Annotated in this window: 17 protein-coding genes and 2 tRNA genes; 8 read left to right on the plus strand and 11 right to left on the minus strand. The window is 65.3% G+C overall.

Annotation, left to right across the window (positions count from 1 at the left end):
* Positions 1-38: 38 nt before the first annotated feature.
* The 6 genes from hemW (at position 39) to AB4Y44_RS18585 (ending at position 4,551) form a co-directional block, all read left to right on the plus strand.
* A complete protein-coding gene (hemW, locus tag AB4Y44_RS18560; RefSeq protein ID WP_368700541.1) occupies positions 39-1,208 on the plus strand; it encodes a radical SAM family heme chaperone HemW in 1,170 nt (389 codons plus the stop codon).
* A 65-nt stretch (positions 1,209-1,273) separates the two neighbouring features.
* Positions 1,274-1,363 (plus strand) — tRNA-Ser (locus AB4Y44_RS18565).
* 308 nt (positions 1,364-1,671) lie between these two features.
* Complete coding sequence (locus tag AB4Y44_RS18570; RefSeq protein ID WP_028205175.1) at positions 1,672-1,884, plus strand: hypothetical protein; 213 nt, start codon at positions 1,672-1,674, stop codon at positions 1,882-1,884.
* Positions 1,885-2,087: 203 nt separating this feature from the next.
* Positions 2,088-2,522, plus strand: coding sequence for a TonB family protein (locus AB4Y44_RS18575; RefSeq protein WP_342924137.1), 435 nt, complete (start codon positions 2,088-2,090; stop codon positions 2,520-2,522).
* 388 nt (positions 2,523-2,910) lie between these two features.
* Positions 2,911-4,227: an MFS transporter gene (locus AB4Y44_RS18580; protein WP_368700481.1), complete on the plus strand. Its 1,317-nt coding sequence runs from the start codon at positions 2,911-2,913 to the stop codon at positions 4,225-4,227.
* A gap of 144 nt (positions 4,228-4,371) precedes the next feature.
* A complete protein-coding gene (locus tag AB4Y44_RS18585) occupies positions 4,372-4,551 on the plus strand; it encodes a hypothetical protein (protein WP_342924110.1) in 180 nt (59 codons plus the stop codon).
* 421 nt (positions 4,552-4,972) lie between these two features.
* Here AB4Y44_RS18585 and waaC read toward each other — a convergent pair whose 3' ends face one another.
* The 7 genes from waaC to map all read right to left on the minus strand — a co-directional run bounded on the left by waaC (position 4,973) and on the right by map (position 10,667).
* Complete coding sequence (gene waaC / locus AB4Y44_RS18590) at positions 4,973-5,980, minus strand: lipopolysaccharide heptosyltransferase I (RefSeq protein WP_368700482.1); 1,008 nt, start codon at positions 5,978-5,980, stop codon at positions 4,973-4,975.
* 380 nt (positions 5,981-6,360) lie between these two features.
* Positions 6,361-6,678, minus strand: coding sequence for a YXWGXW repeat-containing protein (locus tag AB4Y44_RS18595; RefSeq protein WP_342924107.1), 318 nt, complete (start codon positions 6,676-6,678; stop codon positions 6,361-6,363).
* A gap of 230 nt (positions 6,679-6,908) precedes the next feature.
* Positions 6,909-7,163 (minus strand): cell division topological specificity factor MinE, encoded by a 255-nt coding sequence (gene minE, locus AB4Y44_RS18600; protein ID WP_027795398.1) that lies wholly within the window; start codon positions 7,161-7,163, stop codon positions 6,909-6,911.
* A 14-nt stretch (positions 7,164-7,177) separates the two neighbouring features.
* Positions 7,178-7,993: a septum site-determining protein MinD gene (gene minD / locus AB4Y44_RS18605; protein WP_042260914.1), complete on the minus strand. Its 816-nt coding sequence runs from the start codon at positions 7,991-7,993 to the stop codon at positions 7,178-7,180.
* Between the two features lie 92 nt (positions 7,994-8,085).
* Positions 8,086-8,964: a septum site-determining protein MinC gene (minC, locus tag AB4Y44_RS18610; protein ID WP_368700483.1), complete on the minus strand. Its 879-nt coding sequence runs from the start codon at positions 8,962-8,964 to the stop codon at positions 8,086-8,088.
* Between the two features lie 238 nt (positions 8,965-9,202).
* Positions 9,203-9,739: a GNAT family N-acetyltransferase gene (locus tag AB4Y44_RS18615; protein WP_342924105.1), complete on the minus strand. Its 537-nt coding sequence runs from the start codon at positions 9,737-9,739 to the stop codon at positions 9,203-9,205.
* A 142-nt stretch (positions 9,740-9,881) separates the two neighbouring features.
* Positions 9,882-10,667: a type I methionyl aminopeptidase gene (gene map, locus AB4Y44_RS18620; RefSeq protein ID WP_368700484.1), complete on the minus strand. Its 786-nt coding sequence runs from the start codon at positions 10,665-10,667 to the stop codon at positions 9,882-9,884.
* Positions 10,668-10,884: 217 nt separating this feature from the next.
* On the opposite strand from map, the gene AB4Y44_RS18625 reads away from it, so the two are divergent.
* The gene (locus AB4Y44_RS18625) at positions 10,885-11,682 is read left to right on the plus strand and encodes a glycosyltransferase family 2 protein (RefSeq protein WP_368700485.1); all 798 of its coding nucleotides are present in this window, start codon (positions 10,885-10,887) and stop codon (positions 11,680-11,682) included.
* Between the two features lie 85 nt (positions 11,683-11,767).
* Here the strand turns inward: AB4Y44_RS18625 and AB4Y44_RS18630 are convergent.
* The 3 genes from AB4Y44_RS18630 to AB4Y44_RS18640 all read right to left on the minus strand — a co-directional run bounded on the left by AB4Y44_RS18630 (position 11,768) and on the right by AB4Y44_RS18640 (position 14,708).
* Positions 11,768-11,858 (minus strand) — tRNA-Ser (locus tag AB4Y44_RS18630).
* 129 nt (positions 11,859-11,987) lie between these two features.
* Positions 11,988-13,280 carry a serine--tRNA ligase gene (gene serS / locus AB4Y44_RS18635; protein ID WP_368700486.1) on the minus strand — a complete coding sequence of 431 codons (1,293 nt, stop codon included), beginning with the start codon at positions 13,278-13,280 and terminating at the stop codon, positions 11,988-11,990.
* 96 nt (positions 13,281-13,376) lie between these two features.
* Positions 13,377-14,708, minus strand: coding sequence for a replication-associated recombination protein A (locus AB4Y44_RS18640; RefSeq protein WP_368700487.1), 1,332 nt, complete (start codon positions 14,706-14,708; stop codon positions 13,377-13,379).
* Positions 14,709-14,934: 226 nt separating this feature from the next.
* Here AB4Y44_RS18640 and cytX point away from each other — a divergent pair, with 226 nt between their 5' ends.
* Positions 14,935-16,251: a putative hydroxymethylpyrimidine transporter CytX gene (gene cytX, locus AB4Y44_RS18645; protein ID WP_368700488.1), complete on the plus strand. Its 1,317-nt coding sequence runs from the start codon at positions 14,935-14,937 to the stop codon at positions 16,249-16,251.
* A 79-nt stretch (positions 16,252-16,330) separates the two neighbouring features.
* On the opposite strand, the gene bioB is transcribed toward cytX, so the two are convergent.
* Entirely contained in the window at positions 16,331-17,416 is a 1,086-nt protein-coding gene (gene bioB, locus AB4Y44_RS18650) for a biotin synthase BioB (RefSeq protein WP_368700489.1), read from the minus strand.
* Between the last annotated feature and the right edge of the window lie 21 nt (positions 17,417-17,437).

Below are 17,437 nucleotides of genomic sequence, written 5' to 3' on the forward strand. Positions count from 1 at the left end.
AGCATCGAATCGGCATCGAGGTGGTCCAGTCGTTCACGATGCCTGGCAGCATTCGCCTCGCTTCGCTGCCACCGCTCGCGCTCTACGTGCATTTTCCGTGGTGCGTGCGCAAGTGCCCGTATTGCGATTTCAACTCGCATGAGTGGAAGGGCGAGCGCTTTCCCGAAGACGATTACCTCGACGCGCTGCGCGCCGATCTCGAACAGGCGCTGCCGCTCGTCTGGGGCCGCCAGGTGCATACGGTGTTCATCGGCGGGGGCACGCCCAGCCTGCTTTCCGCAGCGGGTCTCGATCGACTGCTTTCGGACGTGCGCGCCCTGCTGCCGCTCGACGCCGACGCCGAGATCACGCTCGAAGCGAATCCCGGCACCTTCGAAGCCGCGAAGTTCGCGCAGTTTCGCGCGAGCGGCGTGAACCGGCTCTCGGTGGGCATCCAGAGCTTCAACGAGGCGCATCTGAAGGCGCTCGGACGCATTCACGACGCGGCGCAGGCGCGCCATGCGGTCGAGGTCGCGGCGAAGACTTTCGACAACTTCAACCTCGACCTGATGTTCGCCCTGCCGCAGCAGACGCTCGCCGAATGCCAGGCCGACATCGAGACGGCGCTCTCGTTCAAGCCGCCGCATCTGTCGCTGTATCACCTGACGCTCGAACCGAACACGCTGTTCGCCAGGTTTCCGCCCGCCCTGCCCGACGACGACCAGTCCGCCGACATGCAGGACTGGATTCACGAGCGCGCGTCGGGCGCCGGATACGGACGCTATGAGGTTTCGGCTTACGCACAGCCGGATCGCCAATGCCGGCACAACCTCAACTACTGGCGCTTCGGCGACTACCTCGGGATCGGCGCCGGCGCGCATACGAAGCTCTCGTTTCCGAACCGCATCATGCGCCAGGCGCGCTACAAGCATCCCGCAACCTTTATCGAGCAGGCGCGGGCGGGCACGCCGGTCCAGGAAGCGCACGAAGTCAGCGCGCGCGATTTGCCGTTCGAGTTCATGCTCAATGCGCTGCGGCTCGTGGAAGGATTCCCGGTGCATCGCTTCATCGAGCGCACGGGACTGCCGATCACGACGATCGAACCGGCGCTGCAGGAAGCCGAGCGGCGCGGGCTCATCATGCGCAACTACGAGAAGATCGCGCCGACCGAGTTGGGGCAGCGCTTCCTCAACGACTTGCAGGCGCTGTTCCTGAAAGACCCGCACTGAGACCGACGCTGATCGACTGGACGACTGCCGGCGCGTGTGGGTTTCGGGTTACAATGCGCGGCTCCGGAGGTGTGGCAGAGTGGTTGAATGCACCGGTCTTGAAAACCGGCGAAGGGGTAACCCTTCCGTGAGTTCGAATCTCACCGCCTCCGCCAATTCGTGAAACCTGGCGCATCTCAGCGCCAGCGTGTCTCAAGGTGACGGCCGTCAGGCCGAAGCGCCCCTGATCAACGCAATTCCGTCCCTGCGCTACGCGAAAATGCGTGGTCGATATCGCGCCACAAATAATCAGGACTGCGAGTTAATTGGCGCTGCCAGATCGCGGTCGCGCTGAGCGCATCGACACACGACCGCAATTAAAGGGTCAAACCCAAAAATCGGTTCAGCAAATTGCGCTCAATTCACTAGGTGAAAACCCTAATCATGAGGTAAAATCCTGCACATTGAGATGGGAAAGATCGCCATGCCGCACCAATACCAACTCCTCGAAAAATTCGCGTTTTCGCTCGTCGTCCTGTTCGCCGTGATGTGCTCCAGCTACATCGCGTGGGAAAGCTCGCCCAACCTGCGTGACAACTTCCAGGTCGGCAAGGAGCTGTTCCTGAAGAGCGGCGAATACTCGTACGCCTGCGCAACGACCGCGGCCGATCCCTGCGCGCAGTTCCCGGTCGAATAAGCAGCCTCAGGCAACCGCCATTTCGCACGTCCCGTGACTACGCGGGACAGTTCTGATTGCTTCCCGCTGCGTATCGTCTAAGCTCGATTCAGGTTCCGCTTCCGAGCTTGTTCGACATGCTCATCCGCGTCCAGTGGTCTTGCGGTTCATCCGCACACAGCGCCTCCCTCGCACGGCGCCTCGGTCTGGTTTTGCTGCTCGCGATGCTCGGGTGCTTGGGCGCCTGCACGATCACGCCGCCGCCCAGGCCGCTTCTCGTCATCCCCCCCGCGGCGATCAATAGCGTCACACTCGACGACTACCGCACCACGGTCGCGAAACACATCGTCGAGCACAACCCGTCCTACGTTCTGCACGGCGCGCCCCAGGCCATGCTGCGCTCGCTCGTGGTCGTGTCGTTCACGGTCAATCGCAGTGGCCAGATCGTGAAGTCGTCGGTGTACCGGACCAACGGCGACGACGAAGCCGAAGCCACCGCCCTCGCAACATTGCGCCGCGCCGCGCCGCTGCCACCGCCGCCCGGCGGGCTGCTCAATTCCGCGGGCCAGCTCGAGATGTTCGAGGACTGGCTCTTCAACGACAACGGCAAGTTCCAGTTGCGCACGCTCGCCTCGCCGCAGGCGCAGAACTACCAGTGACCCACACGCTTCGCGCCGATGCCTGACGCGCGCGCCTGCTTACGCCCGCCTTGCTGCACGGCGCGCACGGTCGTTATAATTTTTCGCTATCCCCAGCCGGCGCCCGCCGGCCATGCCTCCTGCCACGCGCCATCCGCGCGGCCGCGCGAGGCTTCGACCGCGCTTTCGCCCTGCTGCGCCTATCGGCGCGCGCTTTGGCCGGTCAGGAATCAACGCGCACGGCTCGCGCCGTGCGATGCATACTGGCGAAGCGTCGCCGCCTGACGGACGCTGCCGCGGCGTTGGGCGCCAGCCACGCGCCCCGTCACGCTGCGAGCCTGAACAAAGACGCCCGCGCTAGCCCCGCAAACTCAGGCGCGAGCGCGTCACAACGACTGGAGACCCCTGGATGTCCACCTCACCCATTTCGCCCGCGCGCGCCGATCAGGCAGACGCAGCGAAGCAGCAAAGCACCGCGCGTGTGATCTTTGCGAGCTTTATCGGCACCGCAATCGAGTTCTACGACTTCTATGTGTACGCAACGGCCGCCGCGCTCGTGATCGGCCCCGTGTTCTTCCCGCACGGTTCGGCCACGGCGCAGGCGCTCTCGGCGTTCGTCACCTTCGGCATCGCGTTCGTCGCGCGGCCGATCGGCTCGTTCATCTTCGGCCACTTCGGCGACCGTATCGGCCGCAAATCGACGCTGGTGGCGTCGCTGCTCGTCATGGGCCTGTCCACCACGCTGATCGGCTTCCTGCCCGGCTATGACGCGATTGGCAGCCTCGCGCCGATCCTGCTGTGCATCCTGCGCTTCGGCCAAGGCATCGGCCTGGGCGGCGAATGGGGCGGCGCCGCCCTCCTCGCGACGGAATACGCGCCGCAAGGCAAGCGCGGCTGGTTCGGCATGTTCCCGCAGCTCGGGCCGTCGGTGGGCTTCCTCGCCTCGAATGGCCTGTTCTTCGGCCTCGCCTCGACGCTCTCCGACCAGCAGTTCCGCGACTGGGGCTGGCGCGTGCCGTTCATCGTCTCGGCGGTGCTCGTCGCGCTCGGTCTGTACGTGCGGCTGAAGATCGCCGAAACGCCCGCCTTCAAGGCCGCCGTCGAGCGCGAGGAACGCGTCAGGGTGCCGGTCGCGACGCTGCTCTCGCAGTACTGGTGGCCGACGCTGCTCGGCGCGCTCGCCATGGTCGTGTGCTACACGCTCTTCTACAACGCCACGGTGTTCTCGCTCTCGCACGGCGTGACGGCGCTGCACATTCCGCGCCCGACCTTCCTCGGCATGCTGTGCATCGCGGTGGTATTCATGGGCATCGCCACGCCGATCTCGGCCTGGCTGTCCGACCGCTTCGGCCGCAAGCCCGTGCTGATCGTCGGCTGCATTCTGGCGATTCTCTCGGGCTTCACGATGGAGCCGCTGCTCGGCAGCGGTGCGACGCCGCTCGTGCTGCTCTTCCTCGTCATCCAGCTGTTCCTGATGGGCGCCACGTTCGCGCCGATGGGCGCACTGTTGCCCGAGCTGTTCCCGACCAGCGTGCGCTACACGGGCGCGGGCGTGGCGTACAACCTCGGCGGCATTCTCGGCGCATCGGTTGCGCCGTATATCGCGCAGGTGCTGGCCGCGCGCGGGGGGCTCTCGTGGGTCGGCGCGTATGTGTCGATCGCCGCCTGCGTGAGCCTGTTCGGCGTCCTGTGCATGCGCGAGACGCGCCATACGTCGCTCTCGTAACGCATCGCCACATCAATAAAAAAAAGCGGAGGCCGCCTGGCGGTCTCCGCTTTTTTTATGCCCTTTTTGATCGCTTTGGGTATGCGCGATGCGTGTCTATACTCGAATCAACAAGCGGGGAGCGATCTCCCGGGGGAGCCGACGATGAACCTGCATCTGAGCAACGCCGACATTGTCGTGATCATCGCCCTCGCCCTGGGCATCTCGCTCCTGCTGGCGTTTCGCCTGCGCACCGCGACCTGGCGTGCGGTCCTGCTCGAAGCGCTGGCGGCGAACGCCGCGGCAATTGCCGCGGTCGTCGCGATTGAAATGCTGCTTGCCTGAAGGCCGCCGTGCCGCGGGTACCGCTGGTGCGGCACCGTCCGGCGGCGATCAGCGATAGTAATAGCCGTGATGGTAGCCGCCGGCCGGCACCACGACGCAGCCGCCCAGCGAAGCCGCGAGCAATGCGCCGGCGATGAGGGTAAGCGTCAATCGTTTCACCGTGGTCTCTCCCTTCAAGTCAGTGTCTGTGTCCGGCCATGCGATATCGGGCTGGACGGTTACGATTGAACACGACGGCGAAGGCGTGAGGCGTTGCAATTTGTAAGCAGCGTTGTGACCCGTGTAACAGCATCGGCGCGCAAAGCCTTTTGCATGCGCAGCGAGGCGCGCGCCTGCAATACAAGCGCGACACTTTTAACAAGCTCGTAATGGGAAACGGCGGGGAAAGCACGGCGCAACGCGCGTGACGCCCCGCGAAAACTCAAGCGGCGTGAACGCGCGACGACTGCGTAGACGCGCCGCCGTCGTGCGCCGGGTAGATGCGATCGACGGCATCGATCGCCACCTGCACGGGCGGCACGTGATGGCCGTCGCCGATCGAGATCGAGCGATTGGGCGCACGCACGCCGCTGTGTTCGGCGTCGGTCGAAACGAACACCATCACGGTCGGCTTGAGGAGCGCGTGCGAGAGATGTACGAAGCCCGTGTCGGTGCCGACCACGAGCGCGCAATCCTCGATGCGCTGTGCGACCTGGGAAACCGTGAGGCGCGGCAGCACCGTCGCGCCCGGGATCAGCGCCGCGATCTCGCGCGCCGTGGCGAGCTCGTTATCGGATCCCCACGGCAGTTCGATTCGCAGGCCACGCGCGATCAGCGCATTACCCAGTTCGCCCCAATGCGCGACCGGCCACTTCTTCTCGTCTTTCGAAGTCGCGTGAAAGAACAGCGCCGTGGGTGCGTCGGGCGCGGGCAGCGCGGTGCCGTCGCGCGGCACGCGCATCTGGAATTCGGGCGGCGCGTCGACCGTGTAGCCGAGCGCCTCGCCCGCGCTGATGCGCATGCCGTGCCACGCATCGCACTTCGGACGCGGCCCGAAGCGGCCGTTGTACGCGAAGGCCGCGCCGCGTTCGCCGAGGTCCTGCGAGAGATAGCCAAAGCGGCGCCGCCCGCGGGCGAGAAACGCGATGATCGCGCTCTTGTACACGCCGTGAATGTCGACGATGGCGTCGTAGCGGTAGGCGCGCAAGTCCGATATCGACGCCCAGATCGCCTTGAAATCGCTCCAGCGGCGCGCCTTCTTGAAGCGGCGCAGCGGCGCGCAGAGCACGCGGTCGACGCCGGCGTTCCAGCGCACGATATCGGCAAAGGCCTCGTCCGCGGCCCAGTCGACCTTGACGCCGGGGAAGGCGCGCTGCACGTCGGCCACGACCGGAAGCGCCTCGACGATGTCGCCGAGCGAAGTCACTTTGACAATCAAAACTCGTTTCATTGTGCTGCGGACCGCAGGGCCCGTTATTCCAGTCTTCAAGGGATTAGCCGAGATTTTAGCGGACGAACCTTGCGCCGGCCTGCGAATGGGCGATCCTGGATGAGCGAAATCTGTCCCTTTGTTACCGATGCCTCGTGGGGCATCGAGAATGCATGCCGCAAAACGCGCCGGGCCCGACACGCCAATGCGCGCCGGGCCCGGTCGGAACGATCCGTCGAGGGATCGATAAAAACGGTCGACGACTAGTACACGACGACCGGTGCGGGTCTCACGTACATGGGCCGCGCCGGCACGACGATGCAGCCCGCCAGCATAAGCGCAAGCATGGCCGCCGCGAGCAGTTTTTTACTCATGACAGGGCTCCCCTCAGGCTTGAACGATCAGGCAGCCCAGTGGCCTTCGACCCAGCGCCAGTTCGGGCCGTGCGCGATCCAGTGGCCCGGCACCCAGTGATAGCCGACACGCTCGGCCTGCCAGTGGCCCCTCACCCACACGTACTGGCCGTGGTCCCAGCGCCAGTGGCCCTTGTCCCATACATAACCCACGCGCGGCGCCGGCACGACTTCCACGCGTTCGGCAGGCGGCGGTGCACTCGGCTCGACCACGACGATCTCGGCAAGCGCCGGCGCCGCGACGGCGCAGGTGCCAGCGGCAACGATCGCGGCCTTGGCGATGAAGAGGCGAATGGAGTTGTTCATGTTGCTCACCCTTGAATGTTGACGCCATGATTGGCGTTACCCGATCAATGCGCGAGCACAGGGTTGCGCTGACACCGGCGGTGTAACGGCGCGGGGTGAAGTGAAACGGAATATTTCGGTTAGGCAGGCGAGCGGGCCAAAACGCGGCGCGCGAGAGAGGAAGGCGCGAAGGAACAACGAAGCGATACGACGAACGACGCGCGCAGCGCAGCGGCTGCGCGCGTGGAAACTCAAGCCTGCGGAATCTCGATCTTGACCTCGAGCACTTCGAGATCGTCCTGACGTTCGAGGCTCACGCGAATGTCTTCATCGGAGATCTTCACGTACTTGGAGATCACCGCGACCAGTTCGCGTTGCAGGGCCGGCAGATAGTCGGCGGGCGGATGGCCGCCTGCGCGCTCGTGAGCAATGATGAGCTGCAGGCGTTCCTTCGCTACCGAGGCGGACTTCTTCTTCTCGCCGAGAAAAAACGAAAGAAACGACATGACGTTCGCCTCCCTTACTTGCTACCGAAGAGGCGCTGCAAGAGGCCCGGCTTCTGGTAATCGGTGAAGCGAAGCGACTTGTCCTCGCCGAGAAAGCGCGACACGACGTCCTTGTACGACTCGGCGACGTCGGTGCCGTCCAGATGCACTGCCGGCAGACCCTGGTTCGATGCGTGCAGCACCGCTTCCGATTCGGGAATCACGCCGATCAGTTCGATGCGCAGGATTTCCTGAATGTCGTTCAGCGAGAGCATCTCGCCTTCGCTCACGCGCTTCGGGTTGTAGCGGGTGATGAGCAGGTGTTCCTTGATCGGGTCCTTGCCTTCGATCGCGCGCTTGGTCTTCGACGACAGCATGCCGAGGATACGGTCCGAGTCGCGCACGGAAGACACTTCCGGATTCGTCACGATGAGCGCTTCGTCGGCGAAGTGCATCGCGAGCAGCGCGCCCGACTCGATGCCCGCGGGCGAATCGCACACGATGTACTCGAAGTCCATCTTGCGCAGGTCCTCGATCACCTTCTCCACGCCTTCTTTCGTGAGCGCATCTTTATCGCGCGTTTGCGAGGCCGGCAGGATGAAGAGGTTTTCGCACTTCTTGTCCTTGATGAGCGCCTGATTGAGGTTCGCCTCACCCTGGATCACGTTGATCAGGTCGTACACGACGCGGCGCTCGCAACCCATGATGAGGTCGAGATTGCGCAGGCCCACGTCGAAGTCGATGACCGCGGTCTTGTGGCCGCGCAACGCGAGGCCCGATGCGAAACTCGCGCTCGTGGTCGTTTTACCGACACCACCTTTGCCCGAAGTCACCACAATGATTTTTGCCATTCCCTTACCTTGCGTTCGTCAGTTTCTCAGTTTGGTCTCATCGCGTGCCGCTCATGCCCCTGCCCGCCTGCGCACGACGCTCGAGCTGCGACTCAGGTGAGCCTCAACGGTTCGATCAACAGCTTTTCTTCCTCGAGCCGGATCTGGGCCGGCTTGCCCCGCACGTCGTCGGCGAGAGGTACTTCAGTGGTACGGTAGATGCCCGCAATCGAAATCAGTTCCGCCTCGAGGCTCGTGCAGAAAATGCGTGCGTCGTGGTTGCCGTGCACGCCCGCGAGCGCGCGGCCGCGCAGCGGCGCGTAAATGTGGATGTTGCCCTCGGCGATCACTTCCGCGCCGTTGGAAACGAGGCCGAGCACGACCACGTCGCCCTTCGCGTAGATACGCTGGCCCGAGCGCAGCGGCCGGTCGATCACGAGCGTGGGTTCCGCGCGCGCGCCCGATACGCCGGCGTCGAGCGCCGCCGCTGCGTTGACCGTTGCCGCAGCGCCCGCTTCGGCGGCGGCCGGGTCCGTTTCGGTGGTAAAGAGTTCGGGCTGTGCAGCGGTGGCTTGCGGCGCGGCCGAGGCGGCGGCAGATGCGGTGGCCGAAGCATGCGCTGCCTCGCCTTCGCTGGCGCCTTCTTCGGCGGCCGGCTTCGCGCCCGCGCCGCGGCGGTCGCGGGCCTCGAGGAACGGCAGGCCTGCCGCAGCGGCCCAGCCGTGCTGTTCAGGTTGCGCAACCACGCCGACCGGGCGCATGCGCACGCTTTCGAGCAGACGGGCGATGTCGCCGAGCGCGACCTGCTCGCCGTCGGCGAGACGCCGCACGTCGATCGCGACGGTGTCGTTGGCGAAGAATTCGGGCGTCGCCTCGAAGCGCCGCGTGAGCTCGGCGCGCATGGCATCGAGCTCGGTCGTCTTGACGACGAACAGAAGCGTATCGACTGAACCGCTCTTCAGTTCAAAATATGGCGATTTCCTGGGCGACATGGCGTTCGGCTAAAAATTTTGCGTATTTTACAGGCGCGGACGCACACGGCCATTATTTTTAATGGTGTATTCGGCCAAATTCGCCGCCGGATGCGCACCAACGCACCACCAAAAATGGCGCAAAAAAGCGCGCGAAGCGCGAGTGCGCCGCGCGTGCGCAAACAATCTGGTTCGGTGTGTCGCAGGGAGGGAAGCGAAACGCGGGCGATGTCGTACGCAGCAGCGCGAACGTCGGGCGTTACGGCGTGGCAGCGGACTTCGCGTGCTCGCCGAGCGCTCGCATGAGCAGCGTTTCCCACTGCTCGGGCTGCTGCTGGCTGCGCGCGTGGTCGCCGGTGGCGACGAAGCCGAGGCGCTCGTAGAAGCGCATGGCCGTGGTGTTCGTGTCGGTGATCCAGGCGTAGACCTGCGTGGCGCCTTCGCTCACGAGCCAGTCGATGGCACTGTTGAGCAGCAGTTCGCCGCCGCTCAGATGACGCACCGCAGGCGCGACCCACAGCGCCGAGACGAACGCGCGGCGCGCCGGCGCGCTTTCGAAGCTCGCGCCGATCAGACCGGCCGGATGGCCCTCGGTATAGAGAATGAACGACGTGCCCGTGTGTGAAACCGCATGCCGGGCCGCCGCGGCGTCGAAAACGGCGGCATCGGCGGATAGCGCGTCTTCGAGCGTGTCGCCGAATGCATAAGGCGCGTCGCGCAGCGAAGCTGTTCGAAGCTCGCGGAGCACGGCACCCTGATCGGCGGCGATACGGCGAACGGTCAGTGACGGACTCATGCAGTCGTAAACCCCAATAAAGCGCTAACGCGTAGCTTTAACCGAACTGGCTTGAGAGTCAAATCCTTATTTGACAATTGCCGGCACGCGACGCCCTGCGCGCGAGCCTTGACAGACGGCCCCAGAGGCCGCACAGCCACGCTCACGGGGCCTCGTAGGCGCCTGTGCCGTCCGGCCAGGGCGTGAGGAGTTCGTAGCCGTCGTCGGTGACCGCGACCATGTGTTCCCACTGCGCCGAGAGCGAGCGGTCCTTCGTGACGACCGTCCAGCCGTCGCGCTGCACCGACGTGCCGGCGCGGCCCGCGTTGACCATCGGCTCGATCGTGAAGACCATGCCCGGCTTCAGGCGCACGCCCTGCCCCGGCTGGCCGTAGTGCAGCACCTGCGGTTCCTCGTGGTAGACCTTGCCGATGCCGTGGCCGCAATACTCGCGCACGATCGAGAAGCCGTCCGCCTGGGCGCGCTTCTGGATCGCGTTGCCGACGTCGCCGAGCGTCGCCCCCGGCTTCACCTGGCGGATGCCCGCGAGCATCGCCTCATAGGTCGTGTCGATCAGCTGGCGGCCGACCGTGCTCGGCGTGCCGACGCAGTACATGCGACTCGTGTCCCCGAAATAGCCGTCCTTGATCACGGCCACGTCGATGTTGATGATGTCGCCGTCCTTGAGCACCTCGCCGCGATCGGGAATGCCGTGGCAGACCACGGAATTGACGGACGTGCAGATCGTCTTCGGAAAGCCGAGGTAGCCGACATTGGCCGGCACGGCCTTGAGCGTGTTGACGATGTAGTCGTTGCAGATCGCGTCGAGGTCGTCGGTGAAGACGCCCGGCTTCACGTGCTCGCCGATCATCGCGAGCACGTCGGCGGCGAGCCGGCCCGAAATGCGCAGGCGGGCGAGATCGTCGGCAGACTTGTAGGTGATAGGCATCGATGGACCGAAGTGGGCGCGGCGGTGGCAGAGAACCCTGCGCCGCAAATTCAAAGGAGCGATTGTACCGGCGCTGCGGCGTCGCTAGCGCAGCAACCCGCAAACCATGTCATCCCGATGACGCCGGACGCGGGAATTTCAGAGATCTCCGATTGTTCGAGCACAAGCCGCCGTCAAGAATGAGAAATATCTTACATCGCGCGCAGGCAGTCCGATCATGACCCCAAGTAATCCCGCCCCCACCTCCTCCACGCCGAGCGCGGCGCCCCACATCCTGATCGCGCTGCCCACTTACGACAACTCGGTGCATTTCGACTTCGCCATGGCCCTCGCGCGCCTCATGGAGGCGCTCAAGGAACGCGACGTCCGCTACGAGTACATCCATACGGCCTCGTCGCACATCATCCGCGCGCGCAATTTCTTTGCGAATTATTTTTTGAGCCATCGCGAGTTCAGCCATGTCCTCTTTCTCGATACGGACATGGACTTCTCGCGCGAAGCGGTTCTGCGCCTGCTCGCCGGCGACAAGCCCGTGGCCGGCATTGCCTGCCCGTACCGCTATTTCGACCGGGAAAAGCGCATCACGAGCGCCGACGTGGGGCTCACGCTGCGCGAATGGCAGGAAAAGACCGTGGACTACAACACGGCGATTCTCGCCGATGAAGCGGGCAGCAGTGTCGTGTCCGACGGCTGGGCCGAGGTGAGCCATGTCGGCACGGGCATCTTCCTCGTGCGGCGCGACGCGCTGGAGGCGACCGCGGCGCATACGGCGCTTTACCGGCCGCCCGCGCAGTACGCGGGCTACCTGCCGGACGGCAAGTTCCACGCGTTCTTCGACACCGTTGGCGAGAAAGGCGTGTACCTCTCGGAAGATCTATCGTTTTCCCGGCGCGTGCGCGCGGCGGGCAAGTCGGTGTGGGCGCTCATCGACGAGAAGATCGTGCATCACGGAGGATCATCGATCTCGGGCACCTACCTGCATGCGCTGGAGATGCGCGGCCACCTGCGCAAGTGAAAGTGCGCTCCGGCATGCACGCCGGAACGCGAGCAGAAAAGCAAAAACCCCTGCAGCGGTCAAGCATGCAGGGGTTTTCTGAATCTGGCGGAGAGGGTGGGATTCGAACCCACGGTACGGGGAAACCGTACGCCTGATTTCGAGTCAGGTACATTCGACCACTCTGCCACCTCTCCGGTGTACTGCTTTTTTACTGCTTCCCCGGTGTTGGTCGGCAACCGGAGAAGCGAAGATTATAGAACATTTTTTGAGTTCTGCAAGCCCTCTTGTGCAAAAAGTTTCGAGAGCAAGCAAATCTCCCGCGCTCAGGCCGACGCTTCGAGACGCGCCACGCCGCCCATATACGGCCGCAGCACCTCCGGCACGGTGACCGAGCCGTCCGCTTCCTGATAGTTCTCCAGCACCGCAACCAGCGTGCGGCCCACGGCGAGGCCCGAGCCGTTGAGCGTGTGCACGAGTTCCGGCTTGCCCTGCGCGTTGCGATAGCGCGCCTGCATGCGGCGCGCCTGGAACGCTTCGGTGTTCGAGCAGCTCGAAATTTCACGATAGGTGTTCTGCGCGGGCAGCCACACTTCGAGGTCGTAGGTCTTGCTGGCCGAGAAGCCCATGTCGCCCGTGCACAGCGTGATGACGCGATACGGCAGGCCGAGCTTTTGCAGGATGGTTTCCGCGTGGACGACCATCTGCTCGAGCGCGTCGTACGACGTTTCGGGCGCAACGATCTGCACCATCTCGACCTTGTCGAACTGGTGCTGACGGATCATGCCGCGCGTGTCGCGGCCATACGAACCGGCTTCCGAACGGAAGCACGGCGAGTGGGCCGTGAGCTTGATCGGCAGCGCGCTGCCTTCCACGATGCTCTCGCGCACCGTGTTCGTGAGCGAGATTTCCGAGGTCGAAATGAGGTACTGCGTGACCGTGTTCTCGCCGCCGCCCTTTTCCACGCGGAACATGTCGTCGGCGAACTTGGGCAGCTGGCCCGTGCCGTACAGGATTTCCGGGTTGACGATGTAGGGCGTGTACGTTTCCGTGTAGCCGTGGTGGAGCGTGTGCGTGTCGATCATGAACTGCGCGAGCGCGCGGTGCAGGCGCGCGATCTGGCCACGCAGCATCGTGAAGCGTGCGCCCGAGAGCTTCGCGCCCGTCTCGAAGTCCAGACCCAGCGGCGTGCCGACGTCCACGTGATCCTTCACCGCGAAGTCGAACGCGCGCGGCGTGCCCCAGCGGCGCACTTCCACGTTGTCGGCCTCGTCCTTGCCCGCGGGCACGCTCTCGTGCGGCAGGTTCGGCACGCCGAGCAGCAGGTCCGAGAGCTTCGACTGGATCTCGTCGAGCTTGGCGGCCGACGTCTTCATCTCGTCGCCGATGCCGCCCACTTCGGCCATGACCGCCGAGGTGTCCTCGCCACGGCCTTTCATCGCGCCGATCTGCTTCGACAGGCTGTTGCGGCGTGCCTGGAGCTCTTCGGTGCGGGTCTGGATGGCGCGGCGTTCCGCTTCGAGCGCGGCAAAGGCCGCGACGTCGAGGGTGTAGCCGCGGTCGGCGAGGCGCTTCGCGACGCCGTCGAGGTCTTTGCGCAGCAGCTGGATGTCGAGCATGGGATTGTGAGACGCAGTGTCGTTGTGTGAAGGGACGATTTTAGCGCACCGGCCGGGCCATCCCGGCGCGCCGGGCATCGCCGTTGTTTGGGGGATTCAGCCCTTGCGCTTCCTCTCGCGGAGTTCCTCGCGGTGCTCGTCGCGCCATTGCGCGTCGAGGTCGGCCAGACGCGCGAGCTTTTCGCCGATCTTGCCTTCGAGCCCGCGCGGCGTGGGCTGATACCAGCGCGGCTCGCGCATGCCGTCGGGCAGATAGGTCTCGCCGGCCGCGTACGCGTCGGGTTCGTCGTGCGCGTAGCGGTATTCGTGGCCGTAACCCAGCTCCTTCATCAGCTTGGTCGGCGCGTTGCGCAAATGGATCGGCACCGCGCGCGACTGGTCCTTGCTCACGAAGCGCCGCGCCTCGTTATAGGCGTTGTAGCCCGCGTTCGACTTCGGCGCGACGGCCAGATAGATCACGGCCTGCGCGAGCGCGAGTTCGCCTTCGGGCGAGCCGAGGCGCTCGTAGGTCTCGGCGGCGTCGAGCGTGATGCGCCCGGCGCGCGGATCGGCCAAGCCGATGTCCTCCCACGCCATGCGCACGATGCGCCGCGCGAGATAACGCGGGTCCGCGCCGCCGTCGAGCATGCGGCAGAACCAGTAGAGCGCGCCGTCCGGGTTGCTGCCGCGCACCGACTTGTGCAGCGCGCTGATCTGGTCGTAGAACGCGTCGCCGCCCTTGTCGAAGCGGCGCAGGTTTTCCGCCAGCGCGCTGCCGAGCAGTTCGCCGTCGATCTCGGTCTTCTTCTGCTGGGTGGCCGCGCGCGCGACGATTTCGAGGTTGTTCAGGAGCTTGCGGCCGTCGCCGTCGGCCGAACCGATCAACGCCTTTTTCGCTTCGTCCGTGAAGGTCAGGCCGCCCAGTTCCTCGCTCGCACGGGCAAGCAGTTCGCCCTGCTCTTCCTCGTCGAGGCTCTTGAGCACGTACACGGCGGCGCGGGAAAGCAATGCGCTGTTCACCTCGAACGACGGGTTTTCCGTCGTCGCGCCGATGAACACGAAGAGGCCCGACTCCACATGCGGCAGGAAGGCGTCTTGCTGGCTCTTGTTGAAGCGATGGACCTCGTCGACGAACACGAGCGTCTGGTGGCCACGCGCGCGATGCAGCTGGGCCTGCTCCACGGCCTCGCGGATATCCTTCACGCCCGAGAGCACCGCCGAGAGCGCGATGAATTCGGCGTGGAAGGCATCGGCCATGAGGCGCGCGAGCGTGGTCTTGCCCACGCCCGGCGGCCCCCAGAGGATCATCGAATGCGCTTCGCCGGACTCGAACGCGACGCGCAGCGGCTTGTTGGGCCCGAGCAGATGCTTCTGGCCGATGACCTCGTCGATGGAGCGCGGGCGCAGCCGTTCGGCGAGCGGGACGTTGGCACGGGTTTCTTCAAACATGACGTTTTCGCGATAATGACGGCTTTCCGGCTGGCCGCACGTGTGTGGCAAATTCGGTGGCAGATTCGGGGACACAGCGCCCGACACCACAAAACGGCCCGCCGCACCGGATGCAGTCGTGCATTATGACAGCGTGCGCCGCGGCGCGAAGCGCGGGCATTGCCGCTCGAGCCGAAGCACCCGGATAAAACAGACAAAACACACGATACAGAGGAAAGCGTTCCATATGACTCAAGATTCGCACGCCGGCGAGGCCGGCTCCACCTACGCGCCGAACGTGCCCGTGCCCGACGCGCGCCGCCAGTTCCGCACCGGCGACGCCTTCGCGCTGTGGTTTTCGCTCGGCATCGGCCTGCTCGTCGCGCAGGCGGGCGCGCTGCTCGTGCCGGGCCTCTCGCTGCCGCACGCGCTGATGGCCATCGTCATCGGCAGCGTGATCGGCGTCGTACTGCTCGCGCTCGCGGGCGTGATCGGCACGGACACGGGCCTCGCCGCGATGTCGTCGCTGCGCCCGACACTCGGCGTGCGCGGCGTGTCGGTGCCGGCCGTCATCAACATGGTGCAGCTCGTGGGCTGGGGCTCGTTCGAGATCATCGTGATGCGCGATTCCGCCGACGCGCTCGCCAAACAATCCTTCGGCCTGTCGATGCCGCTCGTCTGGACCGTGATCTTCGGGGTGCTCGCCACGCTGCTCGCCGTGAGCGGCCCGCTCTCGTTCGTGCGGCGTTTCCTGCGTACCTGGGGCATCTGGCTGCTGCTCGCGGGCGCGGCCTGGCTCACGTGGAGCCTGCTAGTGAAGCAGGATCTGGGCGCGCTGATGCGCCGCCCCGGCACGGGCGAGATGCCGTTTGGCAGCGCGATCGACCTCGTGGTGGCGATGCCGCTCTCGTGGCTGCCGCTCATCGCCGACTACACGCGGTTCGGCCGCAAGGCGGGCGAAACCTTCCGCGGCACGCTGTTCGGCTATGGCATCGCGAACCTGTGGTTCTATGCGCTCGGCGCGATCTACGGCCTCGCCGCGGGCGGCGGCGACGCGCTCCTCACCACGGCGCTCGCGCAGGCCGGCGGCGGCCTCGCGCTGCTGCTCGTGCTGATCGACGAAATCGACAACGCCTTCGCCGATATCCACTCGGCCGCGGTCTCCACCGGCACGTTCTGGACGCGCGCCAGCGTGCCCTGGCTCTCGGCGGCGTTCGGCGCGCTGTGCACGCTGATCGGCCTCGTCGTGCCGATGGCGAAGTACGAGAACTTCCTGCTCTTCATCGGCTCGGTGTTCGCGCCGCTCTTCGGCGTGGTGCTCGCCGATCATTTCATCGTGCGCCGCCGCCGCATCGACACCCAGGCGCTCGCCGATCTGAACGGCGCCTATGGCTATTCGGGCGGCTGGCACGTGAGCGCGTTCGTCGCGTGGGTGGTCGGTTTCGGCGCCTATCAGGCGCTCAACCAGTGGCTGCCGAATCTCGGCGCGACGCTGCCTTCGCTCGTGACCGGCGCGCTGTGCTATCTCGTGCTCGCGGGGCGCCGGCGCGCGGCTTACGCGTAACGCGCCTTACTTTCGCTGGACAATAAAAAACGCCAGGCTTCGCAGTCTGGCGTTTTTGCATCTGGCGATCTGCGAAACGTCACTCGCAGTGGCCGCAGCCGCCGTGCGAATGACCGTGATGGTCGTGATGAGCATGGTCGTCGGCGGGCAGATGCTGCGCGGCCTGCGCGGTGATGCCCAGACGCTGCAGCAGCCTGCGGTCGGCTTCCGCCTGCGGGTTGCTCGTGGTGAGCAGCTGGTCGCCGTAGAAAATCGAGTTCGCGCCCGCCATGAAGCACAGTGCCTGGAGCGCGTCGTCCATCTGCTCGCGGCCCGCCGAGAGGCGCACCATCGCCGTGGGCATCGTGATGCGCGCCACCGCGATCGTGCGCACGAATTCGAACGGGTCGATCGGTTCCGTGCCTTCGAGCGGCGTGCCCGTGACCTGCACGAGATTGTTGATGGGCACCGACTCCGGATACGGCTCCATGTTCGCGAGCTGGGCGATCAGGCCTGCACGCTCGCGGCGCGATTCGCCCATGCCGACGATGCCGCCGCAGCACACGTTGATGCCCGCGTCGCGCACGCGCTCGAGCGTCTCGAGGCGGTCCTCGTAGGTGCGCGTCGAAATGATCTTGCCGTAGAACTCCGGCGACGTATCGAGGTTATGGTTGTAGTAGTCGAGGCCCGCGTCGGCCAGCGCCTTCGCCTGGTGGTCTTCGAGCATGCCGAGCGTCACGCACGTTTCGAGACCCATCGCCTTGACGCCGCGGATCATGTCCTTGATCGGCTCGAGGTGACGATCCTTCGGGTTGCGCCACGCCGCGCCCATGCAAAAGCGCGTCGCGCCGTTGGCCTTGGCCGCGCGCGCCGCGTCCAGCACGGCGTCGACTTCCATCAGCTTGCCGGCTTCCAGTTCCGTGTCGTGATGCGCCGATTGCGGGCAGTACGCGCAGTCTTCCTCGCAGCCGCCGGTCTTGATCGAGAGGAGCGTGGAGAGCTGCACGGCGTTCGCATCGAAATGCTCGCGATGCACCTGCTGCGCGCGCAACATCAGGTCGTTGAACGGCAGTTCGTAGAGCGCGGCGACGTCGGCGACCTTCCAGCGTGCGGCGGCTTCGGCGGCGGCCTGGGCGCGCGGTGCGGTGGCCTTCAGCGAGGTGATGTCGATGTGGGTTTGCGTCATGGTGTCGGGGTCCTTCTTTAC

This window comes from Paraburkholderia sp. BR10937 (genome assembly GCF_040965695.1).
GTDB lineage: Bacteria > Pseudomonadota > Gammaproteobacteria > Burkholderiales > Burkholderiaceae > Paraburkholderia.

Coding starts and splice junctions, on each gene's coding strand:
- waaC (WP_368700482.1), bottom strand. CDS start 5,980: ATGAAACGAGTTTTGATTGTCAAAGTGACTTCGCTCGGCGACATCGTC.
- map (WP_368700484.1), bottom strand. CDS start 10,667: ATGCCTATCACCTACAAGTCTGCCGACGATCTCGCCCGCCTGCGCATT.
- AB4Y44_RS18580 (WP_368700481.1), top strand. CDS start 2,911: ATGTCCACCTCACCCATTTCGCCCGCGCGCGCCGATCAGGCAGACGCA.
- AB4Y44_RS18615 (WP_342924105.1), bottom strand. CDS start 9,739: ATGAGTCCGTCACTGACCGTTCGCCGTATCGCCGCCGATCAGGGTGCC.
- bioB (WP_368700489.1), bottom strand. CDS start 17,416: ATGACGCAAACCCACATCGACATCACCTCGCTGAAGGCCACCGCACCG.
- hemW (WP_368700541.1), top strand. CDS start 39: ATGCCTGGCAGCATTCGCCTCGCTTCGCTGCCACCGCTCGCGCTCTAC.
- minD (WP_042260914.1), bottom strand. CDS start 7,993: ATGGCAAAAATCATTGTGGTGACTTCGGGCAAAGGTGGTGTCGGTAAA.
- AB4Y44_RS18625 (WP_368700485.1), top strand. CDS start 10,885: ATGACCCCAAGTAATCCCGCCCCCACCTCCTCCACGCCGAGCGCGGCG.
- minE (WP_027795398.1), bottom strand. CDS start 7,163: ATGTCGTTTCTTTCGTTTTTTCTCGGCGAGAAGAAGAAGTCCGCCTCG.
- AB4Y44_RS18595 (WP_342924107.1), bottom strand. CDS start 6,678: ATGAACAACTCCATTCGCCTCTTCATCGCCAAGGCCGCGATCGTTGCC.
- AB4Y44_RS18585 (WP_342924110.1), top strand. CDS start 4,372: ATGAACCTGCATCTGAGCAACGCCGACATTGTCGTGATCATCGCCCTC.
- AB4Y44_RS18570 (WP_028205175.1), top strand. CDS start 1,672: ATGCCGCACCAATACCAACTCCTCGAAAAATTCGCGTTTTCGCTCGTC.
- serS (WP_368700486.1), bottom strand. CDS start 13,280: ATGCTCGACATCCAGCTGCTGCGCAAAGACCTCGACGGCGTCGCGAAG.
- minC (WP_368700483.1), bottom strand. CDS start 8,964: ATGTCGCCCAGGAAATCGCCATATTTTGAACTGAAGAGCGGTTCAGTC.
- AB4Y44_RS18575 (WP_342924137.1), top strand. CDS start 2,088: ATGCTCGGGTGCTTGGGCGCCTGCACGATCACGCCGCCGCCCAGGCCG.
- cytX (WP_368700488.1), top strand. CDS start 14,935: ATGACTCAAGATTCGCACGCCGGCGAGGCCGGCTCCACCTACGCGCCG.
- AB4Y44_RS18640 (WP_368700487.1), bottom strand. CDS start 14,708: ATGTTTGAAGAAACCCGTGCCAACGTCCCGCTCGCCGAACGGCTGCGC.